The organism is Isoptericola sp. AK164 (genome assembly GCF_029643425.1).
Lineage (GTDB): Bacteria > Actinomycetota > Actinomycetes > Actinomycetales > Cellulomonadaceae > Isoptericola > Isoptericola haloaureus.
This window is the reverse complement of record NZ_CP119106.1, coordinates 1202120-1226289: the sequence shown is the minus strand read 5'-3', so window position 1 is coordinate 1226289 and position 24170 is coordinate 1202120. Positions and strand designations below refer to the sequence as shown.

19 protein-coding genes and 2 pseudogenes are annotated in these 24170 nt (G+C 71.8%); 12 read left to right on the top strand and 9 right to left on the bottom strand.

Going from position 1 to position 24170, the window contains the following annotated elements; genetic code table 11:
- Window positions 1–155 precede the first annotated feature (155 nt).
- On the top strand, window positions 156–3092 hold the full coding sequence (locus PO879_RS05540) for a glycosyl hydrolase (RefSeq protein WP_278236930.1): 2937 nt from the start codon (window positions 156–158) through the stop codon (window positions 3090–3092).
- A 64-nt stretch (window positions 3093–3156) separates the two neighbouring features.
- On the opposite strand, the gene trxA is transcribed toward PO879_RS05540, so the two are convergent.
- Window positions 3157–3534 (bottom strand): thioredoxin, encoded by a 378-nt coding sequence (gene trxA / locus PO879_RS05535; RefSeq protein ID WP_278236929.1) that lies wholly within the window; start codon window positions 3532–3534, stop codon window positions 3157–3159.
- Window positions 3535–3677: 143 nt separating this feature from the next.
- On the opposite strand from trxA, the gene PO879_RS05530 reads away from it, so the two are divergent.
- The 5 genes from PO879_RS05530 (at window position 3678) to PO879_RS05510 (ending at window position 8904) form a co-directional block, all read left to right on the top strand.
- On the top strand, window positions 3678–4247 hold the full coding sequence (locus tag PO879_RS05530; protein ID WP_278236928.1) for an NUDIX hydrolase family protein: 570 nt from the start codon (window positions 3678–3680) through the stop codon (window positions 4245–4247).
- 302 nt (window positions 4248–4549) lie between these two features.
- A complete protein-coding gene (locus PO879_RS05525; RefSeq protein ID WP_278236927.1) occupies window positions 4550–5737 on the top strand; it encodes a type IV secretory system conjugative DNA transfer family protein in 1188 nt (395 codons plus the stop codon).
- Window positions 5734–7530, top strand: a complete 1797-nt coding sequence (locus PO879_RS05520; RefSeq protein ID WP_278236926.1) for a type IV secretory system conjugative DNA transfer family protein — start codon at window positions 5734–5736, stop codon at window positions 7528–7530. Before PO879_RS05525 ends, PO879_RS05520 begins: the two co-directional genes overlap by 4 nt.
- Window positions 7527–7970 (top strand): DUF4913 domain-containing protein, encoded by a 444-nt coding sequence (locus PO879_RS05515; protein WP_278236925.1) that lies wholly within the window; start codon window positions 7527–7529, stop codon window positions 7968–7970. Before PO879_RS05520 ends, PO879_RS05515 begins: the two co-directional genes overlap by 4 nt.
- A gap of 316 nt (window positions 7971–8286) precedes the next feature.
- Window positions 8287–8904: a hypothetical protein gene (locus PO879_RS05510; protein ID WP_278236924.1), complete on the top strand. Its 618-nt coding sequence runs from the start codon at window positions 8287–8289 to the stop codon at window positions 8902–8904.
- Between the two features lie 394 nt (window positions 8905–9298).
- On the opposite strand, the gene PO879_RS05505 is transcribed toward PO879_RS05510, so the two are convergent.
- The 6 genes and pseudogenes from PO879_RS05505 to PO879_RS05480 all read right to left on the bottom strand — a co-directional run bounded on the left by PO879_RS05505 (window position 9299) and on the right by PO879_RS05480 (window position 13827).
- Window positions 9299–10237, bottom strand: a complete 939-nt coding sequence (locus PO879_RS05505) for a PDDEXK nuclease domain-containing protein (protein ID WP_278236923.1) — start codon at window positions 10235–10237, stop codon at window positions 9299–9301.
- Window positions 10238–10270: 33 nt separating this feature from the next.
- Window positions 10271–10606 (bottom strand): annotated as a pseudogene (locus PO879_RS05500) (transposase); the annotation flags it as partial.
- Between the two features lie 36 nt (window positions 10607–10642).
- Window positions 10643–11411: pseudogene (gene istB, locus PO879_RS05495) on the bottom strand (IS21-like element helper ATPase IstB).
- Entirely contained in the window at window positions 11408–11602 is a 195-nt protein-coding gene (locus PO879_RS05490; RefSeq protein ID WP_278236922.1) for a hypothetical protein, read from the bottom strand. Before PO879_RS05490 ends, istB begins: the two are co-directional and overlap by 4 nt.
- Before the next feature lie 924 nt (window positions 11603–12526).
- Window positions 12527–13546: a toprim domain-containing protein gene (locus tag PO879_RS05485; RefSeq protein WP_278236921.1), complete on the bottom strand. Its 1020-nt coding sequence runs from the start codon at window positions 13544–13546 to the stop codon at window positions 12527–12529.
- A 29-nt stretch (window positions 13547–13575) separates the two neighbouring features.
- On the bottom strand, window positions 13576–13827 hold the full coding sequence (locus PO879_RS05480; protein WP_278236920.1) for a glutaredoxin family protein: 252 nt from the start codon (window positions 13825–13827) through the stop codon (window positions 13576–13578).
- 218 nt (window positions 13828–14045) lie between these two features.
- Between PO879_RS05480 and PO879_RS05475 the strand changes: the two genes are divergently transcribed.
- On the top strand, window positions 14046–14438 hold the full coding sequence (locus tag PO879_RS05475; RefSeq protein WP_278236919.1) for a hypothetical protein: 393 nt from the start codon (window positions 14046–14048) through the stop codon (window positions 14436–14438).
- Window positions 14439–14495: 57 nt separating this feature from the next.
- Here PO879_RS05475 and PO879_RS05470 read toward each other — a convergent pair whose 3' ends face one another.
- Both PO879_RS05470 and PO879_RS05465 read right to left on the bottom strand, forming a co-directional pair.
- A complete protein-coding gene (locus PO879_RS05470; protein ID WP_278236918.1) occupies window positions 14496–16142 on the bottom strand; it encodes an ATP-binding cassette domain-containing protein in 1647 nt (548 codons plus the stop codon).
- A gap of 9 nt (window positions 16143–16151) precedes the next feature.
- Entirely contained in the window at window positions 16152–16721 is a 570-nt protein-coding gene (locus PO879_RS05465) for a nucleotidyltransferase family protein (RefSeq protein ID WP_278236917.1), read from the bottom strand.
- A gap of 70 nt (window positions 16722–16791) precedes the next feature.
- On the opposite strand from PO879_RS05465, the gene PO879_RS05460 reads away from it, so the two are divergent.
- The 5 genes from PO879_RS05460 to PO879_RS05440 all read left to right on the top strand — a co-directional run bounded on the left by PO879_RS05460 (window position 16792) and on the right by PO879_RS05440 (window position 24149).
- On the top strand, window positions 16792–17898 hold the full coding sequence (locus PO879_RS05460) for an XdhC/CoxI family protein (RefSeq protein ID WP_278236916.1): 1107 nt from the start codon (window positions 16792–16794) through the stop codon (window positions 17896–17898).
- Window positions 17895–19253: an 8-oxoguanine deaminase gene (locus tag PO879_RS05455; protein ID WP_278236915.1), complete on the top strand. Its 1359-nt coding sequence runs from the start codon at window positions 17895–17897 to the stop codon at window positions 19251–19253. Before PO879_RS05460 ends, PO879_RS05455 begins: the two co-directional genes overlap by 4 nt.
- Entirely contained in the window at window positions 19253–20107 is an 855-nt protein-coding gene (locus PO879_RS05450) for an FAD binding domain-containing protein (protein WP_278236914.1), read from the top strand. Before PO879_RS05455 ends, PO879_RS05450 begins: the two co-directional genes overlap by 1 nt.
- Window positions 20104–22935, top strand: a complete 2832-nt coding sequence (locus PO879_RS05445; protein WP_278236913.1) for a molybdopterin cofactor-binding domain-containing protein — start codon at window positions 20104–20106, stop codon at window positions 22933–22935. The genes PO879_RS05450 and PO879_RS05445 overlap by 4 nt, the downstream gene beginning before the upstream one ends.
- Before the next feature lie 101 nt (window positions 22936–23036).
- The gene (locus PO879_RS05440) at window positions 23037–24149 is read left to right on the top strand and encodes an ABC transporter substrate-binding protein (protein ID WP_278236912.1); all 1113 of its coding nucleotides are present in this window, start codon (window positions 23037–23039) and stop codon (window positions 24147–24149) included.
- Window positions 24150–24170 lie beyond the last annotated feature (21 nt).

Sequence of the window (24170 nt, the reverse complement as noted above, 5' to 3'; positions counted from 1 at the left end):
CCCAGCACACGTGGGCGTCACCGGTTGCACGTGTCACCACACTCCGTATCGTGTGGTGGTATCGCTCCCACGAGCTCGTCCGGAGTCGGCAACGGGGCCGACAGGGGGCTTCCGGACGGAAGCCGTGACGGAGCACATCAACCATGAGGTGACGCATGTCCACACCCTGGAACGACCCCGTACGCGCGCGCCGGACCGCAGCCCTGGCCACCCTCGCGATCCTGACCGGCGGCCTCGTGGCCACCGCCACCCCGGCCCACGCCGACGTCGTCGACGTGGGCGCCGGCAGCTACACGACCGACACCGTCGGCCCGACACCCCAGGGGTGCGCCGCCGTCGAGGCAGACCCCCGCGCGTTCGTCACGGACGACGCGCCCAGCACCCCGCTGCCCACCAACGACTGGTGGACCTCGCTGGCCTACAAGGTCTTCGACTGCTCGTTCAGCCCACCCCTGCACGCGCACCCGGCGAGCTATCTGCCCTCGGCCGGCGGCCTGGGCATCTCCTACACCACCGAGGCGACCGTCACCGGTGACCCCGCCGGGGTCTCGGAGTACCACTACGAGTACGCCGAGGACCTGCGCGCCGGCGTCGTCGGCCTGGACGCCCCCCACGTGGCCGTCGGGGGCTGGACGGACTGGACGGTCGACCCGGTCTGGGACGACGGCGAGCAGTCGCTGCGCGCCACCATCGGCCACGGGCTGCCGATCTCCTGGTTCGAGGCGACCGGCGGCGACGCCCTGCTGACGCTCGCCGGCTCGCCCGACGTCTGGCTGGACGAGCCGGGCCGCGTCGGCCTGAGCGTCGGCGGCGCCGACTACCTGGCCGTCCTGCCGTCCGACGTGTCCTGGACGACGAGCGGCACGTCGCTGACGGCCCCGGCCGCGACCTTCGCCGTCGCCCTGCTGCCCGACGTCGGACCCGCCGAGCGGGACGACCTCGTCCAGACCTACACCGACGCCGCCCGCTCCCCCGTGACCGGCACCCGGGCCGACTACGCCTACGACGCCGGCGCCGGCGTCGTGCGCACCACGTACCACCTGGAGACCACACCCTGGCCGGGGGCCGACGACGGCGGCACCGTCGCGGCGCTGTACCCGCACCAGAGCGCGTACCTCACCGGGGCGGAGGCCGCCGGGGCGACCTACACGTCGCCGCGTGGCGACATGGCCGTGCTCACCGGGACCGCGCAGTTCACCACGACCACCCCGTACACCGGCGTGCTGACCGAGCTGCCCGCGGTGGCGACGTCGTCGGGCGCCGAGCGCGACCGCCTCGAGGCGCTGCTGGACCAGCTCGGCGACCCCCTGGACCAGCAGAAGGCGGACACCTACTGGACCGGCAAGGCGCTCGGGCGAGCCACCCGCGTCGTGGAGATCGCCGACCAGCTCGGCCGCACGGCTCAGCGGGACGCCGCACTGGCCGACGTCCGCGCGGTGCTGACCGACTGGTTCACCGCCACCGCGGGCAAGACGGAGCAGGTCTTCGCCTACGACGACGGGTGGGGCACGCTCGTCGGGCACCCCGGCTCCTACGGCTCGGACACCGAGCTGAACGACCACCACTTCCACTACGGCTACTACATCGCGGCCGCCGCGACCCTGGCACGGTTCGACCCGCAGTGGACGGCCGACTACGGCGAGATGGTGGACCTGCTGATCCGGGACGCCAACGGGTACGACCGCGACGAGACCCGGTTCCCCTACCTGCGCGACTTCGACGTCTACGCCGGGCACGACTGGGCCTCGGGGCACGGCGCCTTCGCGGCGGGCAACAACCAGGAGTCGAGCTCGGAGGGCATGAACTTCGCCGGCGCCCTGGTCCAGTGGGGCGAGGCCACCGGGGACACCGCGGTGCGCGACGCCGGGGTGTACCTCTACGCGACGCAGGCCGCGGCGATCCAGCGGTACTGGTTCGACGTCGACGGCGCGGCCTACCCCGGGAGCTTCGGGCACCCCGTGGTCGGCATGGTCTGGGGCGACGGCGGGTCGTACGCCACGTGGTTCAGCGCCGAGGCGGAGAAGATCCAGGGCATCAACACCCTGCCGATCACCGGCTCCCACCTCTACCTCGGGACCTCGCCCGCCACGGTGCGTGCCGCGTACGACCACCTGGAGCGGGTCAACGGCGGCCCCCCGACCGTCTGGCAGGACATCCTGTGGCAGTACCTCGCGCTCGGCGACGCCGACCGCGCCCTGTCACTGCTGGAGTCGACGTCCTTCACCCCCGAGGAGGGCGAGACGCCCGCGCACACGTACCACTGGATCGCCAACCTGGCGGCGCTGGGGACTCTCGCGACGGACACCCGCGCCGACGACCCGCTGGCCGCGGCGTTCGACGGCGACCAGGGACGCACGTACGTCGCCTCCAACGTCACCGCCGCCGACCGGACGGTGACCTTCTCCGACGGCACCGTCGTCGACGTCCCGGCCGGCCAGGTGGTGGCCACGGGAGCGCACACCTTCGCCGGCGGCGACGCCACCGGTGGCCCGACGCCGAGCCCGACCCCGGAGCCGTCGGAGGAGCCCACACCGGAGCCCTCCGAGGATCCGTCGCCGACGCCGGACCCGACTCCGGAGCCCAGCCCCGAACCCAGTCCCGGGCCCAGCGAGGAACCGGGTGCAGGGCCGGTGCGCTACCTCGGCGACGACGGCTCCCTGCCCGCACTGGCCGGACCCGAGGGCACCGTCCAGCTCACCTCGGCCGGTGGCCAGAACCACGACGGCACCCCGCACCAGCCCGCCGTCTTCGAGGCCGCCGGACTCACCGGCACCCACACCGGCGAGACGACGTTCTCGCTCGCCGTCGACGCCGGCGACGACGTCGGCCAGGCCGTCCAGGCCCGCGTCAGCTACGACCTCACCGGCGACGGCACCTGGGACCGCATCGAGACCTACGGCTACTTCGCCACCGACCCCGTCCCCGGCGACGAGACCTACACCTCGCAGGGACGCCTCACGACGCAGGACGGCACCCTCGGCGACCTCGACGACGGCACCGTCCGCCTCGAGATCTGGAGCGCCCTGGGCACCGCCACCCCGACCGTGACCACCGGCCCCGACTCCACCCTCACCCTGCCGTTCGACGGCTGAGGGCCGAGGAACGACGAACGGCCGCCCCGGAGACCCGGGGCGGCCGTTCGTGGCGAGACGATGCTCAGTCCTGGTGCTGGCCGTCCTGCGCCGCGGCGATCTGCTCCCGGACGTCGTCCATGTCCAGGTCCTTGACCGCGTCGACGACCTGCTTCAGAGCGGGCGCGGGCAGGGCGCCGGCCTGGTTGAAGACCATGATGCCCTCGCGGAACGCCATGAGCGTCGGGATGGCGGTGACACCGGCGGCGGCGGCGATCTGCTGCTGCGCCTCGGTGTCGAGCTTGCCGTGCACGACGTCGGGGTTCTCCTCGCTCGACGCCTCGAAGACGGGCGCGAACTGGCGGCACGGGCCGCACCAGGAGGCCCAGAAGTCGACCAGCACGATGTCGTTGTCCTTGATCGCCTGCTCGAAGGTGGAGTCGGTGAGCTCGACGGTGGCCATGCGAAGTCCTCTCGTTGGGATGTCCTGCTACGGGTGCGAGCAATGAAACCCCTCGGGGTATTCCCGGACCGCGTGGTCGGACTCCGACCAGTGGATCACACCTGCACGAGCCCTCACCACCGTGCGGCTGGTACAAACGAGGGGTGACCGACACCGCCGAGTTCCCTCCCGACGACGACAACGGACACGAGCCCGGCCCGACCGGCTGGCTCACGCCCGAGGACCTCGCCTCCGTGCGTGCGCAGCTGCCCCTGGTGTACGTCGACGCCATCCCGGTCCGCGTCGACGACTCGGGCGACGTCGTCGCCGTGGGTCTGCTGCTGCGCGCCAGCCCGCTGGGCAACATGACCCGCGCCCTGGTGACGGGCCGGGTGCTGTACCACGAGCGCGTCCGCGACGCCCTGCTGCGCCACATCGAGAAGGACCTGGGTCCGGTGGCCCTCCCCCGGGTGCCTGCCTCCCCGCAGCCGTTCACGGTCGCTGAGTACTTCCCGACCCCGGGCATCACGCCGTTCCACGACCCGCGCCAGCACGCGATCTCGCTCGCCTACGTGGTGCCGGTGACGGGTGACTGCCGCCCGCAGCAGAACGCGCTCGACCTCGCCTGGCTCACGCCCGAGGAGGCGTGCAGCGACACGGTCCAGGCCGAGATGGTCAACGGCCAGGGGGCTCTCGTGCGCCAGGCGATGGCGCACGTCGGCCGTCTCGACTGACCGCGAGGTAGGCAACCTCCTGCCGAGGTAGGCAACCTCTCGGCGAGGTAGCGCGAGGAGCGAGTCGCCTCGCAGGGTCGACGCCTACCTCACGGACTACTTGCCTACCTCGCCGGTGAGTTGCCTACTCGATCGGTGCGGCTGCTCCTGCGATCGGTGTGCCGTTCGGGCGGCACATTCAGACCGGCGCGACGGTGTGCTGCGACCCGATCAGCTGGTACCAGCGTGCCAACCTCATCGGCAACCCGTCCGTGTTCTTCCTGGGTCGTCCCGGTCTGGGCAAGACGTCGGCGGTGATGCGCATGGCGGTCGGCCTGGCCGGCATGGGCGTCAGCCCACTGGTGCTCGGGGACACCCGGCCGGACTACATCCGGATGGTCGAGCAGCTCGGTGGTCAGGTGATCCCGCTCGGTCGCCACCGTGGCTCGCTGAATGTGCTCGATCCCGGGGAGGCCCCCCAGGCGGCGGCCCGACTGCGCTCGGCCGGGTACGACCAGGCCGCTGACGAGGTCCTGGCCGACGCCCAAGGACTGCGTCTGAACATGGTGCTGTCACTGATCACCGTGCTGCGCAAGAGCGAACCGACGGCACGCGAGAGCACAATCCTGTCGCGGGCCATCGACTGGCTTGACGAGCACCACGACGGCGTGCCGTTGATCCCGGACCTGCTGCAGGTGGTGCGTGCCGCGCCGCCCGAGCTGCGGGAGGCAGCGCTGGACCGCGGCACCACCTCGAAGTACCAGGCGATCACCGAAGAGCTCGAGGCCTCCCTCGTGGCGCTGTGCCCCGGTGGAAAGTTCGGCGACGTGTTCGCCCGACCGACCACGCAGCCGATGCGGCGTGACCGCGCCGTCGTCTACGACGTCTCGGCGATTCCGCAGTCCGATGCCGATCTGCGGGCGGTCGCCCTGCTGGCCTCCTGGTCGGCCGGCTTCGCCGTGGTCAAGACGGCCCAGACGCTGGCCGACTTCGATTTGGAGGCGCGTAGGCACTACTTCGTGATCCTCGACGAGCTGCACCAGGCGCTCAAGGCCGGCCCCGGCCTCGTCGATCGCGTCGACTACCTGACGCGGCTGAACCGCACCGTCGGCGTCGGCCTGGCGATGATCACCCACACCATGAAGGATCTGCGGTCCTTGCCCTACGAAGAGGACCGGCAGAAGGCCATGGGGTTCATCGAGCGGTCGGGCCTGGTCGTGTGCGGAGGCCTGCCGTTCAGCGAGATGCCGCTGCTGTCCTCCATCGTGTCGCTGTCGGGCGCCGAGCAGGATCTGCTCGGCGGCTGGCAGGACCCGCCGGCGTGGGACTCCAAGGAGGGCCAGCAAGCACCTCCACCCGGGCGCGGCAAGTTCCTGGTCAAGGTCGGCGGCAGGCCCGGCATCCCGGTCGACCTGGTGCTCACCGCGGCCGAGCGGTCCCTGCACATGAGTGCGGCGCGCTGGACGGATCAGTCTCGCACCGGCCGCATCGAGGAAGGAACGCCAGCATGAGCACCCCGAACAACCGCCGCCGAGACCCCGGCGGCCTGACCGGCGAGATGGCGCTGCTCTGGGTCGGCATCGTGCTGGTCGTGCTGGTCGTCGGATCGCTGTACTTCGCGATGCGGATCGGTCATCGCATCGCCGGTACCGGCGAGACCGTCCCGGCCAACCCCTTCGACGTGTTCTTCGGGATCCTCGACGGCGAGCTCGCGTGGCCGGGCACTCCCGGCTGGTGGGTGCTGGGTGTGGTGGCCTCCGTGATCCTGGTCCTGACCGTCGTGGCCACGGTCGCGATGACTCGGATGCGCCGTCGCCGCTCCCGGGTGGACCGCGCCGCGGCCTACATGGGCCGCGGCCGCGACGTCGCCGACCTGAGCCGCAAGAGCGCCGCCGCCAAGGCTCGCCGCCTGGGCGCCGGCGAGACCCCCGGGGTCCCGATCGGCCAGACCGTCGGCACGGGGCAGCCGCTGTTCGGCTCCTGGGAGGACATGCACATCGACATCTGGGGCCCGCGCACCGGCAAGACGACCTCCCGCGCGGTACCGGCGATCCTCGAGGCGCCAGGGTCGGTGCTGGTGACGTCGAACAAGCGCGACGTCGTCGACGCCACCCGCGACGTGCGCGCCGCGGCCGGGCCAGTGTGGGTCTTCGACCCGCAGGCGATCGCGCGCGAGGAACCGACGTGGTGGTGGAACCCGCTGTCCTACGTCACCGACGAGGTCCGCGCCGCCAAGCTCGCCGAGCACTTCGCCTCCGGGTCCCGCGACCCGGGCGCCAAGACCGACGCCTACTTCGACCCCGCCGGACAGGACCTGCTCGCCGGGCTGCTGCTGGCCGCGGCCCTGGACTCCCGACCGATCACCGACGTGTACTCCTGGCTGACCCGCCCCACCGACGAGACGGCCGTCGACATCCTGCGCGAGCACGGCTTCACCCTGACCTCGGACCAGGTCGCCGGCGTCGTGGCGGCCCCGGATAAGCAGCGCGGTGGCGTGTTCGGCACCGCCCAGCAGATGGCCTCGTGCCTGACGAACCGGCAGGTCGCCCGCTGGGTCACCCCGAACGGGCCGGCCGACGACCGCCCCCAGCTGCGGCCCGAGGACTTCGTGGGCGCCGAAGGCGGCACCCTGTACTCGCTGTCCAAGGAGGGGCGCGGCACCGCCGGACCCCTGGTCACCGCCCTGACCGTCGCCGTCGTCGAAGCCGCTGAAGAGCTCGCTGCCGCCTCCGCCGGCGGCCGGCTGGCCACGCCGCTGCTCGGCGTCCTGGACGAAGCCGCGAACGTGTGCCGGTGGCGCGAGCTGCCCAACCTGTACTCCCACTACGGCTCGCGCGGGATCGTGCTCATGACGATCTTGCAGTCCTGGTCCCAGGGCGTCGAGGTATGGGGAGAGTCCGGGATGAAGAAGCTGTGGAGCGCCTCCAACGTCAAGGTCTACGGCGGCGGCGTCTCCGAGACCGTCTTCCTCGAGGACCTGTCACGCATGATCGGCGACTACGACCGCCTGCAGTCCTCGACGTCGTCCGGTCGGGGACATCGCACCGTCTCCCAGCAGCTGCACCGTGAACGCATCCTCGACGTCGCCGACCTCGCCGCCCTGCCCAAGGGTCGCGCCGTGGTCCTGGCCTCCGGATCACGACCCACCCTGATCCGAACCAAGCCCTGGATGACCGGCCCGCACGCTGCCGCCGTGCAGGCGTCCCTCGACGCCCACGACCCGCAGGCCGCACGCACGATCCAGGAAGCGGAAGACTCGGTCGCCGAGGTGGAGGCCGGCGAACTCGAAAGGACCACGGCATGAGCGACTGGGGCGAAGACGACATCGGCACCCCGGACGACGTCGAGCCGGGCGACGAGGTTGGTGAGCCCGACGAGACCCCGCAGCTGTACTACGGGTCCGTCGACGAGTTCGTGCGCGACTACCTGCGCCACGTCTACCGGCGCCGCATCGACGGCCGCCACCGGTGCTGGGCCGGCCGCTGGTGGCAGCACCCTGAGGCCGTGATCCGGCTCGAAGCGCTCTGGCGGTCCTGGGAACACCTGCGCCTCGACCCCGCCACCGGCATGAGCGTGTGGTGGCGCGACCACGTCGACCATCACATGACCGTCCTGATGGATCCCGACGGTCCGTTCGCCACGGCGACCGAGGGCACCGAGAACGCCTCCAAGCGCGGCGAACCGTTGCCCTACATCGCTCCGCCGGCAGGCATGTTCCCCGACGTCCGTGAGCACCAACCGTGACGGACGTCTGGCCTGGATATGGGGTGTTGCTGGACCCAGCGTCGACGATCAGAACGCGTCGCGGATCGCGCGCTTTGCGCCAACCGAGTCCCATGAGCCCCCTTGACAGCGGCCTCGGAAACTGAGGTACGGTTTCGTTGCTACGAGCGACAATCGTCACGAACGAGAGGATTTGATTACCATCTTGAGAAGCAAAGTGGCTTCCAGCGTTACCCTAGTTGCGGCGGTTGCCGCGCTGGCCCTAGTGGGTCCTGCAAGTGCTGCTCCTGGCACAGACACACCAGACACTTAACAGCAGGCCGCGCCAGCGTCAGCGGTGATTGATCGCCCCGAGGTCGATGATGAGCAGTACTTCCGGGACATCATGGACCGCTACTCGGTACCGACCGCGACCCAAGATGAGTTGTTCGAGAAGCTTGATCGCGGCGTGGCATGGGATGCCAACGATCCCACCGCGGCGCCAGTCTCCGTCGAGACCAACGACGCCCTCGGTAAATCGGAGACCGTCAAGCGCTACGAGGATGGCTCCATCGCGGTCCTCTCCGTTCAGCAGCCGGCGGCGACGGATGGCATCATGCCAAGGCGGTGGCTCGGATGCGGGTACACCGTGCACCGGTCGACGTACAACACCGTCGACGACTGCTTTGTCGATTGGACCAGGGGCACGACGAAGATGAAGTTCGCCGTCGACGCCGAGATTTGGCACTCGGGGCGCGACAAGATTCTACGTGCGCACACTGGCAGCTACCGGTACGCCCAGGGGTGCGCTTCGGCATCGCTCAGCGTCAACCGCAAGACCGAGTCGACATCAGGCGCGCCGGCTCGGGCGTCGATGGTGATGGATGGAGATATCCTCTGCGCTGGTGGGGGGCGCTCGTACACGCTTGTCATTGAGGTGGGGAATGACAGGTTCAGCCACACGGCTGATTTCTAACTCTCACCATTGATTCGAGAATCCGGAGGATAGATGTTCATTTCGGCAGAGTATGACGCCCTCTGGACTCTCGCCGTGGCGGCCATCTTCTCCGCACTAGTTCTGATGGTCTGCGCGATCGCCACCTGGATCGCCCGAGGGGGCAGAGATGGGTTGGGATGGCTTACGCTGGCCGTCTTCGCACCGGTGGTTGGACCCATAATCTTCCTTCGCCGGGCGCGAACTGAGCGGTCGTAGCAACTGTCCGAACTACCGACCAGCCACTGACGAGTCGGGGGCCTCGTGGACGAGGGCCGCTCTCGGACGGCGGCTGTTGTACCCCGCTAGCGGTCGAACTACTGGGGCACAACGACCACCACGTCCGGCTGAGAGACGGAGCGGGCCCGCACCTTCCTTAGGTGCGGGCCCGCTCTTGTGCGTCTCGGGCACCAGACCCCAAGGTCGGGTGAGGGCTAGCGATGGAGGCCGGATCGTCACGGCGGTGGTCGAGTTCGTCTTCGATGACGGCCTCGAGCTCGGCCGCGCTGGGCAGCACGCCGCGGGCGTCTGCCGGCAGGCCTTGGTAGTCCGCGACGGCGACGGGCGCGCTGGTACTGGCCAACGCGTACCGCACCGTCGGGCCCGACTTGCCGGTGCACAGCAGGATCCCGATCGTGGGTGCGTGGATCTCGGGTCGACGGATCTGGTCGTCGACGATCGCGATGTAGGTGCCCAGTTGGCCGACGTGGGCGGGCTCGAAAGGCCCGATCTTGAGTTCGACCACGACGTAGCGCAGTTGCTCGACGTGGAAGAACAGCAGGTCGACGTAGAATTCGTCGACGCGGTCGCTGGCGTCGTCGGGCACGCTCAGGCGCACCTGGCGGCCGACGAATGCCATGCCGCGACCCAGTTCGAGCATCGTGTCTTGCAGCCGGTCCATCAGTGCCTGCTCGACATCGCGCTCGGCGACGCGTTCGACCATCGCCAGGTGCTCGAAGACGTAGGGGTCCCTGACCAGCTGCTGCGCCAGCTCGGAGTCCGGGGCTTCCAGGGCGTCGGTGAAGTTCGTCGGCGCTGCGCCGATGGCGCCGCGCAGGTCCGCCTTGATCTGGTGCTCGAGTAGCGCGCGCGACCAGCCGTCCTCGACCGCCCTCTCGGCGTACCAGTCGCGCTCTTCACGGGTCTTGAGCCGGTCGAGCAGCACCGTCACGTGCCCCCACGGCAATCGTCCAACGGGTTGTTGGACGAACTCCTCCTCCGTGGGCCAGGTCTCCGCGGCCCGCCGCATGTACAGCAGGTTCGACCGTGACCAGCCCCGCTGGTCAGGGAACTCGCGCTGCAGGTCGCCTGCCAAGGGCTTGTCAACTTCTCTGTGTAAGTGCGCAGTTCAGAGGTAGGGGTCGATGCGCTCGGGGTAGGCGAGCGCGAGTTGGGCCAGGGCCTGCTTCCAGTTCGTGGTGACCTGGCCCTCGACGAGCCTGCCGGAGGCCTTGCGCTTGCCGGCTGGCAGGCCGCGTTCCTTGGCCCGGGCGCGGGCGCGCTTGTCCTCGATGGTGCAGATCGCCAGCCACAACAGCTTGCGGACCGCGTCGTCGTTCGGGAAGTGGCCGCGGTTCTTGATGATCTTGCGTAGCTGGTCGTTCAGCGACTCGATCGAGTTCGTGGTGTAGATGACCCGGCGCAGCATCGGCGGGAACGCCAGGAACGGCGTGAACCGCTCCCAGGTGCGTGTAGTCAAGTGTTCTGGCCCCACTTGTCGTCATGAATCTTGGCCCCGGCTGGTGGGGCGGTGTTGGGAGGTGCGGAGCCGGTAGGACTCGGTGCCGGTTTGCAGGATGTGGGCGTTGAAGGTGATGCGGTCGACGATCGCGGCCACGAGGCGGGGGTCGGGGAAGACGGTGCCCCATTCGCTGAAGGGCAGGTTGGTCGCGATGTCGATGGAGGCTTTCTCTTCGCGTTCGGTCATGATCTGGAAGAGCAGTTCGGCGCCGCGGGGGTCGGCGTGGACGTAGCCGAGCTCGTCGAGCAGGAGGAGGTCGAGGCGGCCGTAGCGGGCCACGGTGCGGGCGAGTTGGCGGTCGTCGGCGGCTTCGACGAGTTCGTTGATGAGGTTCGCGCAGGTAACGCACGGCTTTGCCCGTCTGGCAGGCCGCGATGCCGAGTGCGATGAGCAGGTGGGTCTTGCCGGTTCCGGAGTCGCCGAGCAGGACGACGGGCTGGCCGGCCTCGAGGTAGGTGCCGGTGGCCAGGGCGGCCAGGGTCGCGCCGTCGATGGGTGAGCAGCTGGTGTCGAAGTCGGCGAGCCGTTTGGTGCGGGGGAACTTGGCTTCCTTGATCCGTCGTTGCCGGCGGCGTTCGGCTCGGGCGTCGACCTCGGCGGCAAGGACGTCGGCGAGGTAGGCCAGGTGGGACTGTTGTTCGCGCAGGGCGGCGTCTGCGAGGGGCTGCGCTTCGGTGCGCACGGTGGCCAGGTAGAGGTTGCGGGTGGCGACGTTGATCGCGGCCAGAGCGGCGTCGTTGCCGGTCATCGGTCGTTCCCGGCCAGCAGGGCGTCGTAGCTGTCCAAGGTGGGCGCGGGGCGGTCGTAGCGGGCCAGGGCATCGATCTTGGTGACGGTGGCGACCTGGGGTTCAGCGGCGCGGCGGGCGTCGATGATGATCGAGGCGGGGTCCAGGACGTTGCTGGCCAGGGCGGTGCGCATCGCGGCCAGCAGGGACAACAGTGGCGAGCCGGACGAAATCCCGGAGAGCGTGAACTGGGAAGACAGCCAAGTCTTGACAGAGACGACCGGCGGAGTGTCTCTTGAGGTCACCAGCGACAATCCTCCAGCGCACGTGACGATAAATTCTTTCGACGACATTGATTCCAAGGGGATCCCTGTCGGGAATCCTACAACCTTCGAATGCGGCGCATTTGTCGACAGTTGCGCGATCGATGCGGTCGACTCACGGAATGGGGTCCGGCTAACATTGCCGCATCAATTCGTTTCGAGCGATCGGATGATGCTGCAGATGACATGGCTAGAAACTGATGCGGGCGCGGTGAATGACAGGTGGGCCACGTGGAGCGCTACACTAGAACCATGAGTTCCACAGAGCCGGAGGCGCGAGATTCGAACAGCGCTGCATTCATGCATTTGCTGGCCGGTCGCCAAGCTGTAGATTCTCCTGGCCTCGCGGCGCGCAATGGTAGTCTGTTCGCCGCAGTCTGCCTGGCCCGCGGCGAACTAGTCCTCGGCCTCTTTGAGTATCAAGGCGGACGGATTCATTCCCTCGGTTCGGCCTCTACGGATCCACCGACAGAGGTCGGGGAGTACTGCGATGTTTCAATCTGTCGACTGCGACGGCAGCGATGGCGGCGCGCCGCAGCAGCGGCCTATGCAGGACTTGACTCGCGGGGATACGTGTTCGGCGTCGAAGTTAAGCCTGGGCGTGATTTGTGGCGCCTTGAGAGAGTCGACGACAGGGGCGCTTTTCCAGCGTAGGCCATCTGAGAGGTGTTCTCACCAGCGTGATCGTCGGATTCCTCGTTGAAGGCTCGCTCCAGCGCCGTGGCACCGGAGTGAGCCCGGTGCGGTCGATCCGCAGCTGGGCCGCCACCGGCTCGGCGAACCTGGACCAGTGGTGCTGCAGACTCGTTCGGATCACTTACCGTCCCCGCTGCTCGAAGTGGTGATGGCGTCGACCATCTCGCCGGCGACGATGTCGTGGTCCAGCACGGGGGCCAGGCGGTGGGTCAGGTGGGTCGTCGCATGGGCCAGGGTGGCCGGGTTCTGGCTCGCGACGGCGGCGGTGACATGCCGCAGGGCGGCGCTGCCCTCGATGCTGGTCAGGTCGTAGCTGGCCAGGGTGGCGTCGATGGCGACCTCGGCCAGGGTTCGGGCTTGGTGGACCAGTGCGGCCCGCAGGTCGGTGCGCCGGCCCTGCTGGATCAGGTCGGCCGGGTCGGTGTCGGGCTCGAGCTCGGCGACGCGCACGGTGGCGACCTCGTCGGGCGTGAGCAGCCCGACCAGGCGGCAGGTGGCCCGCTGGCCCGCGGTGTCGGCGTCGGTGGCCAGGATCAGCCGGCCCACGCTGTCGGGGTCGATGGCTCGCAGCGCCTCGAGGTGGCCGGTGGTGATGGCGGTGCCACACGCGGCCAGGGGCACGAGGTCGGCGCCGGTGCGGCGCACGGCCTCGGCGTCGAGGGCGCCCTCGACCAGTACCGGTGTTGCGCCGCGGCGTAGTCGCTGTGTGGTCTTGGCGTCCAGCCCGTACAGCGCCCGGCTCTTGTCGTAGACGGCCGTGCTGGTGGTGTTCAGGTACTCCGCCGGCGGCTCGTTTGCATCGTCGCTGGCCGAGTTGCCACGTGCGGTGAATCCGATGATCTGCCCTGCGTCATCGCAGATGGGCAGCATGATCCGGTCCCGGAAGGCATCGCCCACCGAGCCGTTGCCGGCGCGCACGGCCAGGCCGGCGTCGAGCAGCTCAGCCTCGGTGAAGCCTCGCTTGGTCAGCGTGGGCACCAGCCGCGCCCACCCGGCCGGGGCCTGGCCGGCGACCGTGCCGCGCAACCCGCGGGCGGCGAGGTAGTCGCTCACCCAGGCGTCGGCCTGGCCGGCGTGCCAGCGCCAGTAGTCCCAGGCCGCGGCGTTCGCGGCCAGGACCCGTGCCGTGGTGGTCATGGTCTCTACCCTCTCTGCTGCGCCTACGGTCAGGCCGCCCGGGCCACGCGAGCGATCTGGTCGGGTCGAAACCCGCTCCAGTGGTCCTGTCCGGTGCCGTCCTCGACGACGACCACGGGGGCCTCGCTGTAGCCGAGCTCTTCGGTCACGTACTCGTGCGCGGCCGGGTTCTCGGCCAGCTGGACCACGACCGGCGTGACTCCCTTGTCCTGCAGCTTGTCGATCGTCATGCGGCATCGGATGCACGACGGACCAGTGCTGTAGACGGTGACGGTGACCATGTCGCCCTCCTGCGTTCAGTGGTGGGGATCGTTCCTGATAGCGGAGCCAGTGCCGTCAGCAGCGGCCGGCGCGTCAACCCGCAGGGCGACAGGGGAAGAAGTTCTCGGTCGAAATAAGGAGCGCAGCGACGTGGCCGGGAAGTTGTGTCCCAGGCGGCGGGCCGTGGCCCGCTTGCGCGCCGGTCGCGGCGGCAATGATGAAGCGGCAGGAACGATCCGTGCCCTTGATTCCGCGCGGCTCCGTCCGCGCCCGCCGGCGCAAGGTCGAACGTCGTCGCGCGCTGGCCGGCGCGCACACCGTGGCGCTTGAGCACGCGGTTGACCGTGGATCGCGACCACGGGGTCTGCGCGGCGATCTGCCGTTCCGAGCCACCCTCACGAGCCAGCTCGAGGATCACGCGGTCACGCTCGGCGACCTCGTCCTGGGGCGCCGCAGCCGCGGCCTGCAGCGGCTGTGGGGTGTGTGCCGCGGCGATAGTCGGTGCCGTGGCCGGCCCGGTCACCTGCGCGCGGCCGGGGTCGCGTGCGTCGGCGCCCGCGGCGCGAACGGTCCCGCGCTGGACCGACCCGACGGCCAGGTCGTCGAGCCGCGCGCCGTGCCGGTCGGCTGACCTCGCCGGTGAGTTGCCTACCTCGCCGGTGGGTTGCCTACCTCGGCAGAAGGTTGCCTACCTCGCGGGACGGCTCAGGTCGAGCATCGGCCAGTCCGCCAGGTCCGCCCGCATGCGGCGGTCGTGGGTGGCGACGACGACGGCGGCGGACGTGCGCTGCAGCGCCAGCGTCAGCGCGTCCACCAGGTCCACGGACAGGTGGTTCGTCGGCTCGTCGAGGATCAGCAGGTGCGGGGCGTGCAGCAGCGCGAGCGCGACGTCGAACCGCCGCTGCTGCCCGACGCTCAGCTCGCGCAGCGGGCGGTCCAGCTCGTCCTCGGTGAGCAGCCCGAGCGCGGCGACCGGGACCAGGTGGTCCGGGTCCAGCTCCCCGCGGGACAACAGCTCCAGCGCCTCCGCCGCAGAGGCGTCGAACCCGGATCTCCCGGCGCTGCCGCCGTCCGCCGTCCTGCGCTCCTGGGCGACGACCCCGAACCTGACGCCGTCGCGCAGCGTCCGGGCTCCGCGGGCGAGCTCGGCCGTGCCGGCGAGCGCCGCCAGCGCCGTGGACTTCCCGGTGCCGTTCGACCCGACGACGAGCAGCCGGCCCGACGGCGGTACCGCCAACCTGGTGCCCGGCAGGTCCAGCATCGCGGTGCCGTCGGGCGCCTCGACCCGGGGCGAGCGCAGCTCGACCAGCGGTTCGCCGGGGTCCCACCCCGGTGACATCGCCGGCAGGTCCGGGAAGGCGAGCTCCAGGGGCGGCGGCGGGACGTCGAGCGCCTCGGCCTCGAGCTTCTCCACCAGCCGGTCGGCGGCCTTGACGTGGATGCGGGCACGGGTGCCGCGGCGGTGCTTCTGGGAGCCCTTGGGCGGACGCCACTCGTCGGAGAGCCCCTCGTAGGAGCGGTCGCGGCGGAACCACAGCTCCTCGGCACGTTCCTGCTCGACCCGGTAGCGCTGCTGCCAGCGAGCGAGCATCGCCGCCTTGCCGAGCCGGTAGGAGTGGTAGCCGGGCTGGCCGTAGAGCACGGGCCGCCCGTCCATGGAGGGGTCGAGGTCGTAGATCGCGGTAGCGACGTCGTCGAGCAGCTCTCGGTCGTGGGTGACGAGCACGACGCCGCCGCGCCAGGTCCGCAGCTGCTCGGTCAGGTACGCGACGCCGGAGTCGTCGAGGTGGTTCGTGGGTTCGTCCAGCAGCAGCAGGTCGGCTCGTTCGGCCAGCCGGCACGCCAGGCGCACCCGGTAGCGCTGCCCGACGGACAGCGTGTCGAGGCGGCGGTCGAGGTCGCGCACGGCACCGAGGCGGGTCAGGGCCTCGTCGACGCGGCGGTCGGCGTCCCACGCCGCCAGGTGCTCAACGCGGCCCAGCAGCTCGCCGAGCTCGCGCAGGTCTCCGCGCTCGTGGTCGAAGGCCTCGGCGGCACGCTGCAGCTCGCCCGCGAGGGCCCGCAGGTCGGCCAGCGTGGCCTCGACCAGGTCGCCGACGGTGCGGCCGGGTTCTTCGTGGAGCTCCTGGGTCACCAGGGCCACGGAGCCGTGGCGGCGCACCTCGCCGGTCTGGGTCGGCAGGTCGCCGGCCAGCAGGTGCAGCAGCGTCGACTTGCCCGACCCGTTCTCCCCCACGACGCCGAGGCGGACCCCGTCGGAGACGCGCAGGTCCACCCGGTCGAGCACGGGGTGCTCCGGGTAGGCGTAGGAGAGGTCGGTGGCGACGAGCTGCACCGCACCAGCCTAGGCACGGTCGACGTCGTGCCCGGACCACAGGTCGCCGCACTCGACGGCCAGCGCCCCGCGGGCGGCGAGGTAGCGCCCCGCCCCGGCGTCGCCGGTCAGCGTGGCGCGCACCTCGCCCCAGTGCGCCCGTCCCAGGAGCACCGGGTGGCCGGGACGCCCGGAGTAGACGGCGCGCGCCAGGGCGTCGTCGGGCGTCGCCGCCTCGCGTGCGGCCCGGTCGAGCACGCGTCGCACAGCCTCCGGCGGCGCGTCGGGGGTGTCGACCGGGGTCACGACCAGCACCTCGGCGTCGCCACGCGCAGCGGCGTCGAGACCGGCACGCAGCGTGGCGGCCAGCCCGTCGGCCCAGCTCGCGGCGGTGACCGCGCGGGCGGACGGCGGCACGAGCGCGGCGACCTCGGGCCCCCGAGCGCCCACGGCGACGAGCACCTCGTCGCACCCCGCGTCCTGCAGCATCGCGACCGCACGTCGCACCCACGGATCGCCCGACGTCGTGCGCGCCAGGCCCTTGGGGCCGCCGAACCGGGTGCCCGCGCCCGCGGCCAGCACCAGCCCGCAGACCCGCATGAGCCCTCCCTCGTCGACGTGTCATCGGAGCGTAGCCCGCGCGAAACATCCTCTCGGCACACTTAAGTCCATGCTTGAACTTGCCCGCGATCTCCTGCCGCTGGTCCGGTCGTCCGCGCCGGTCGCCGTGGTCACGGTGGCGCGCGTCGCCAGCAGCGCGCCGCGCGGCGTCGGCTCGGCGATGGCGGTCACCGGTGACGGCGCGGTGCTCGGGTCGATCTCGGGCGGCTGCGTGGAGAGCGAGGCGGTCGTGCTCGCCCACGCCGCCATCGCGACCGGCCGGGCGCAGACGGCCCGCTTCGGGTTCGACGACGCCACCGCCCACGCCGCGGGCCTCGCCTGCGGCGGCCAGGTGGACGTGGTCGCCCAGCGCCTCGAACCGACCGACACCCGCACGGTGCGGGCGCTGGAGGACGCCGCGGCGGACCGGCCCGCCAGGCTCGGCCTCGTGGTCTCCGGACCGGCGGCCGGACGCACCGTCGACGTCGAGGCCACCGTCGACGCCACCGCCGCGGCGACGCTCGCCGACCGCGCCAGCCGGCTGCTGCCCGGGGCGTACGGCGGCGAGGACCTGCTGGTGGTGCAGCACGCGCCCCGGGCCCGCCTCGTCCTGCTCGGCGCCGGTGAGCACGCCGCGGCCCTGTGCCACGTGGGCGCGGCGGCCGGGTTCGCGGTGACCGTGTGCGACCCGTGGGAGACCCTGGTGACACCCGCGCGGTTCCCCGCAGCGACGGAGCTCGTCACGGCGATCCCCCACGAGTACCTCGCCGGGCTCGACGAGCACGACACCGACGCCCGCACGGCCGTGTGCGTCCTCACCCACGACGAGCGCCTCGACGTCCCGGCGATCCGGCAGGCACTGTCGATGCCGGTGGGCTTCGTCGGCGCGATGGGGGCGCGCGCCACCGTGACGCGTCGTGCCGCCCGGCTGCGCGACGTCGGCGTCGCCGAGGTCGACCTCGCCCGCCTGCACTCCCCCCTCGGGCTCGACCTGGCCGGGTCCTCGCCCGAGGAGACCGCCCTGTCGGTCCTGGCCGAGATCGTCGCCTCGCGGCACGGGGGCTCCGGCCGCCCGCTGCGCGAGACGGCGGGCCGGATCCACCGCGGTCCGTCGACCGCACCCTCGTGCCGGGTCACCGGCCCGGACCGCACCGCCCTCGGAGGTACCCGCGCATGACCCGCACCATCGTCGAGAACGGCTACGTCGCCACGGTGGACGCCGCCGGCACCGAGCACGCCGTCGGGCACGTCGTGCTCGACGGCGGCGAGGTCGTGGCCGTCGGGGCCGGCCCGGCGCCGGAGCACCTGCGCGCCGGGGCCGAGGTCGTCGACGCCTCCGGCTGCCTGGTCACGCCGGGCCTGGTCAACACCCACCACCACCTGTACCAGTGGCTCACCCGCGGCTACGCCCAGGACTCGATCCTGTTCGACTGGCTCACCGCGCTGTACCCGCTGTGGTCGCGCATCGACGCCGACCTGACCGGGACGGGGGCGGCCGGGGCGATGGCGGTCCTGGCCCGCTCGGGCTGCACCACGGTCGGCGACCACCACTACGTCTTCCCGCAGGGGTCCGGCGACATCGTCGGCGCTCTGGTCGAGGCGGCCTCCCGTGTCGGCGTCCGCCTGCACGCCACCCGCGGGTCGATGGACCTCGGTGCCTCGCAGGGCGGGCTCCCGCCGGACTTCGCCGTCGAGACCACGGACGCGGCCCTCGCGGCGTCCGCCGAGGCCGTCGAGCGGTACCACGACCGCTCCCGCGAGGCGATGGTGCGCATCGCGATCGCGCCGTGCTCGCCGTTCTCGGTCACCCCGGACCTGCTGCGCGAGGCGGCCGTCCTCGCCCGCTCCCTCGACGTGCGCCTGCACACCCACGCCTCGGAGACCGCCGAGGAGGACGCCTACTGCCTCGAGCACTTCGGCACGACACCCACGCAGTACCTGGAGGACCAGGGCTGGCTGGGCCCCGACGTCTGGATGGCGCACGCCGTCCACCTCGACGACCCCGCGATCGAGCGGTACGCCGCCACCGGGACGGGCGTGGCGCACTGCCCGTCCTCGAACGGTCGCCTGGCCGCCGGGATCGCGCCCGTGCGCGCCATGCTCGACGCCGGGGTGGCGGTGGGTCTGGGTGTCGACGGCGCCGCCTCCAACGAGTCGGGCCAGCTCGGCGTCGAGATCCGCGAGTCCGTGCTCATGAACCGGCTGCGCACGGGGGCGGACTCGATGAGCGTGCGCGACGGGCTGCGCCTGGCGACGATCGGCGGTGCGCGCGTCCTGGGACGTCAGGACGAGATCGGCTCGCTCGAGGTCGGCAAGCTGGCCGACGTCGCCGTCTGGCGGGTCGACGGCGTGGAGCACGCCGGCATCCTCGACCCCGTCGCCGCCCTGGGGCTCGGCGCGCTGCCGCCGCTGAAGCGCCTCTACGTGGGCGGCCGCGCCGTCGTCGAGGACGCCGCGCTGGTCACGACCGACGAGCCGACGCTCGCCCACGAGGTGGCGCTCGCCTCGCGCGAGCTGGCCGAGCGGCTCTGATGGACGTCACCTCGGTCACCGGGTTCCGGACCGCCCGCACGCGCGAGGACCTCGCGCTGGACCCCGGGGAGGTCTTCCTCGGGGGCGGCACCTGGCTGATGAGCGAGCCGCAGCCGGGCACCACCGGGTTCGTCGACCTCACCACGCTCGGCTGGCCCGACCTGGAGATCCGCGCCGACGGGCTGCGCATCGCCGCGACCTGCACGATCGCCACGCTGCGGGGCTGGGCCGAGGGACGCGGGCCCGAGCCCGTGCCGGCCGACTGGTCGGCGGTCGCGATGATCCCGGACGCCGCGGACGCGCTGCTGGCCTCCTTCAAGATCTGGAACACCGCCACCGTCGGCGGCAACGTCTGCCGGGCCTTCCCCGCCGCCGCGATGGTCTCGCTCGCGGTGGCCCTCGACGGCGTCGCCGAGGTGTGGACGCCCGACGGCGGCAGCCACCGCCTGCCCGTCGCCGAGCTCGTGACCGGCGCCGGCGAGACCGCCCTGCGCCACGGCGAGGTGCTGCGCGCGATCGAGCTGCCCGCGAGCGCCCTGCGCTCCCGCGCCGGGCTGCACAAGATCGCGCTCGCCGAGCTCGGCCGGTCCGGCGCCGTCGTCTCGGGCCGCCGCGACGCCGACGGCACGTGCGTCGTCGCGGTGACGGCCGCCGTCGGGCGGCCCGCCGTGCTGCGGTTCGCCGCGCTGCCCGACGCCGCCGTGCTCGCTGCCGCCGTCGGCGACCTCGACGGCTACTACACCGACTCCCTCGGCGCGGCCGACTGGCGGCGCGGCGTGAGCATCGTGCTCGCCGAACGCCTGCGCGGCGAGCTCGCCGGCGACCCGGAGCAGGACCCGGAGGACCCCGCATGAAGCTGCACGTCAACGGCACCGGCCACGACACCGACCCCCGCCCCGGGCAGTGCCTGCGCACCCTGCTGCGCGAGCACGGCCACACCGAGGTCAAGAAGGGCTGCGACGCCGGGGACTGCGGGGCGTGCGCCGTCCTGCTGGACGGCGAGCCCGTGCACTCGTGCATCGTGCCCGCCCCGCGCGCCGAGGGCGCGCAGGTCACCACCGCCGCCGGGCTCGCCCCGGGCGACGATCTGCACCCCGTGCAGGAGGCGCTGGTCGAGGAGTTCGGCTTCCAGTGCGGGTTCTGCACGCCGGGCATGAGCGTCACCGCGTCCTGCCTGACGGCCGACGACCTGCCCGACCTCGACCGGCGGCTCAAGGGCTCGCTGTGCCGCTGCACCGGCTACCGCCCGATCCGCTCGGCGATCCGCCGGACCCTCGGCGAGAGCGACGCGCCGCCCTCGCCGGTCGACCCGGCCACGAGCGGGCCCGCGACCACGGGCGAACCCGGCACCGGGGACGACGACGGCACCCCGGCGGCCGGCGTCGGACGGTCGGTCTCGCCCGAGCCCGCGCGCCGCGTGGTCCAGGGCCTGGAGCCGTACACCTTCGACACCCCCGAGGCGACGGGCACGCTGGTGCTGCGCGTCCTCGGCTCGAAGCACGCGCACGCCCGGATCACCGCGATCGACACCGCCGCCGCCCGCGCGCTGCCCGGCGTCGTCACCGTCCTCACCCACGCCGACGCCCCCGCGACACGCTTCTCCACCGCCCGGCACGAGCACCGCACCGACGACCCCGACGACACCCGGGTGCTCGACGACACGGTCCGCTTCGTCGGCCAGCGCGTGGCCGCCGTCGTCGCCGAGACCGCCGAGATCGCCGACGCCGCGCTCGGCCTGATCGACGTGACCTACGAGCCCCTGCCGTTCGTCCTCGACGCCGAGGAAGCGCGGCGGCCGGACGCCCCGGCGGTCCACCCGGACCGGCCCGTCGCCGTCCAGGCCGACCCGGACCGCCCGAACGTGCTCGGCAGCCTGCACGCCGGCATCGGCGGCGACGTCGACGCGGCGCTCGCGGCGAGCGCCGTCACGGTCGGCGGGACCTGGCACACCGGACGGGTGGCGCACGCCCAGCTCGAGACCCACGGCGCGCTCGGCCGGCTCGACGACGACGGACGGCTCGTGATCCGCTCCAGCACCCAGGTGCCGTTCCTCACCCGGAACGAGCTCGCGCACGTCTTCGACCTGCCCCGGGACCGCGTCCGCGTGCACGCCGCTCGGGTCGGCGGCGGGTTCGGCGGCAAGCAGGAGATGTTCGTCGAGGACGTCGTGGCGCTCGCGGTGCTCACCACCGGCCGCCCGGTGTCCTACGAGTTCTCCCGCACCGACGAGTTCCGTCGTGCGGCGCTGCGCCACCCCTTCCGGGTGGAGGTCTCCCTCGGCGCGACGGCCGACGGGACGCTGACGGCGATGAAGGTCGACGTGCTGAGCAACACCGGCGCCTACGGCAACCACGGCATCGGGGTGCTGTTCCACTCGGTGGCCGAGTCGATCAATGTCTACCGCTGCGCGGTCAAGCGCGTCGACGCCGAGTCCGTCTACACCCACGCCGTGCCCTCCGGGGCGTTCCGCGGCTACGGGCTGGGCCAGGTGATCCTCGGCGTGGAGTCGGCGATGGACATGCTGGCGCAGCGGCTCGGGATCGACCCGTTCGAGCTGCGCCGTCGCAACGCGGTGCGCGACGGCGACCCGCTGCTGACCGTCGACGACGAGCCCGAGCCGGACCTGCGGTGGGGCAGCTACGGGCTGGACCAGTGCCTCGACCTCGCGCAGGACGCGCTGCGGCGCGGCAACGGCGTCGAGGCCCCGGCGGGCTGGCGCACCGGGGAGGGCATGGCGATCGCGTTCATCGCGGGGGCGGCGCCCGGCGGGCACCATGCGCACGCCGCGGCGTCGCTGCGCCCGGACGGCACGTTCGCGCTGTCGGTCGGGACGGCCGAGTTCGGCAACGGCACCAGCACGGTGCACCGGCAGATCGCGGCGTCGACCCTGGCGGCGACGCCGGACCGGATCGTGCTGCGCGCCGCGGACACCGACCTGGTGGACCACGACACCGGTGCGTTCGCCTCGGCGGGGACGGTGGTGGCGGGCAAGGCGCTGGCGCGGGCGTGCACCGCGCTGCGCGGCCTGATGATCGACGTCGCGCGGCAGGTGTCCGACGGCGACGCACCGGCGGGGGACGCGGCGCGGCCGGCCGAGCTCGTCGCCGAGGGCGTCCGCGTGGGCGACCGGCTCGTCGGGTTCGCCGAGATCGTGACCGCTGCCGGGGACCCCGAGAGCCGGGAGCTGACGACCCACGGCAGCGACGACGGCAAGGAGCGCAGCCTGGCCTTCAACGTGCACGCGGTGCGCGTCGCCGTCGAGGAGGAGACCGGGTCGGTGCGGGTGCTGCAGTCCGTGCAGGCCGCCGACGCCGGGTTCGTCATGAACCCGGCCCAGTGCCGCGGCCAGGTCGAGGGAGGTGCGGCCCAGGGTCTGGGCAGCGCGCTGTACGAGGAGGTGCTGGTCGACGACCGCGGCGCGGTGACCAACCCGGTGTTCCGCACCTACCGTGTCCCGCAGTCCGCCGATATCCCGGACACCGAGGTGTACTTCGCCGACACCGTCGACACGATCGGGCCGTTCGGCGCGAAGTCGATGAGCGAGTCGCCGTACAACCCGGTGGCGCCTGCCGTCGGCAACGCGATCGCCCGCGCGCTGGGACGGCGGCCGTTCCGTCAGCCGTTCACCCGCGAACGGGTGTGGCGGCTGGCGCAGGAGGCACCCGAGCCCCGGGTGAAGTGATGGCTTCACACCCCTGAAACGCCGCGACCCTCGGGGCGAAACCTCGGGTGGCTACGTTGCCGTTCGTTCCCATCGCACCAGGTCGAGCGGAGTCCCACCCCATGGCAGTCCACAGCAACCTCCCACGCCGCGCCCGGACGGGCGCCGTCGTCGCGGCCGTCGCCGCGAGCACCCTCGCACTCGCCGCCTGCGGCGGCGAGGACACCGCGAGCGGCTCCGGCGAGTCCGAGGACGCCTCGTACGGCGAGATCAGCGTCCAGTACTCCTGGATCAAGAACGAGGAGTTCGCCGGCGAGTTCTACGCCTACGAGAACGGCTACTACGACGAGGCCGGTTTCGACGAGGTCGTGGGCATCTCCGGCCCGGACACCGGCGTCGCCAAGCTCCTGTCCGGCTCCGTCGAGGTCGCCCTGAGCGACGCCGCCTCGATCGGCGCGGCCATCGCCGAGCAGGACGCGCCGCTGAAGATCATCGGCGCCACCTTCCAGAAGAACCCCTTCACGATCCTGTCGCTGGCCGACGGCGCCGACATCTCCTCCCCGGAGGACCTCGTCGGCAAGACGATCGGCGTGCAGGACTCCAACTCCTCGGTGTTCGCGGCGCTGCTGCAGGCCAACGGGATCGACGAGGGCGACGTGACCGTCGTGCCCGTCGACTTCGACCCGACGCCGCTGATGAACGAGGAGGTCGACGGGTTCATGGCCTACCTCACCAACGAGGCCCTGACCGTCGAGCTGGCCGGGTACGACGTCACCAACCTCGCCTACGCCGAGAACGGCGTGCCGTACGTGGCCGAGACGTTCAGCGTCACCGACCAGTACCTCGAGGAGAACCCCGACCTGCTCAAGGCGTTCCTCACCGCCGAGATCAAGGGCTGGACCGACGTCTTCACCGAGCCCGCGGAGGACACCGTGGCGCTCGTCGAGGAGTACTACAACGCGGCGGCGGCCGAGTCCGAGGACGGTCTCGAGGCCGTGTTCGGGGCCCTCGACCCGGTCAAGACCGAGATGGGCCTGGAGGCGGAGAAGGAGCTGATCTCCACCCCGGAGACCGAGGAGAACGGCCTGTTCACGATCTCCGACGAGCTCCAGCAGGAGACCGTCGACTCCCTGGCCGCGGCCGGCTGGGACGTGAGCGTGGACGACCTCTTCGACACCACGCTCATCGACGAGATCTACGCCGAGCAGCCCGAGCTCGTCGACTACCTGCCGTAGGGACCCATGAGCCACGACACC

Bases quoted from the DNA above. Each gene is read 5' to 3' on its own strand.
- PO879_RS05540 (WP_278236930.1), top strand. From the start codon at position 156: ATGTCCACACCCTGGAACGACCCCGTACGCGCGCGCCGGACCGCAGCC.
- trxA (WP_278236929.1), bottom strand. From the start codon at position 3,534: ATGGCCACCGTCGAGCTCACCGACTCCACCTTCGAGCAGGCGATCAAG.
- PO879_RS05525 (WP_278236927.1), top strand. From the start codon at position 4,550: ATGGCGGTCGGCCTGGCCGGCATGGGCGTCAGCCCACTGGTGCTCGGG.
- PO879_RS05520 (WP_278236926.1), top strand. From the start codon at position 5,734: ATGAGCACCCCGAACAACCGCCGCCGAGACCCCGGCGGCCTGACCGGC.
- PO879_RS05515 (WP_278236925.1), top strand. From the start codon at position 7,527: ATGAGCGACTGGGGCGAAGACGACATCGGCACCCCGGACGACGTCGAG.
- PO879_RS05485 (WP_278236921.1), bottom strand. From the start codon at position 13,546: ATGACCACCACGGCACGGGTCCTGGCCGCGAACGCCGCGGCCTGGGAC.
- PO879_RS05480 (WP_278236920.1), bottom strand. From the start codon at position 13,827: ATGGTCACCGTCACCGTCTACAGCACTGGTCCGTCGTGCATCCGATGC.
- PO879_RS05465 (WP_278236917.1), bottom strand. From the start codon at position 16,721: ATGCGGGTCTGCGGGCTGGTGCTGGCCGCGGGCGCGGGCACCCGGTTC.
- PO879_RS05460 (WP_278236916.1), top strand. From the start codon at position 16,792: ATGCTTGAACTTGCCCGCGATCTCCTGCCGCTGGTCCGGTCGTCCGCG.
- PO879_RS05455 (WP_278236915.1), top strand. From the start codon at position 17,895: ATGACCCGCACCATCGTCGAGAACGGCTACGTCGCCACGGTGGACGCC.
- PO879_RS05450 (WP_278236914.1), top strand. From the start codon at position 19,253: ATGGACGTCACCTCGGTCACCGGGTTCCGGACCGCCCGCACGCGCGAG.
- PO879_RS05445 (WP_278236913.1), top strand. From the start codon at position 20,104: ATGAAGCTGCACGTCAACGGCACCGGCCACGACACCGACCCCCGCCCC.
- PO879_RS05440 (WP_278236912.1), top strand. From the start codon at position 23,037: ATGGCAGTCCACAGCAACCTCCCACGCCGCGCCCGGACGGGCGCCGTC.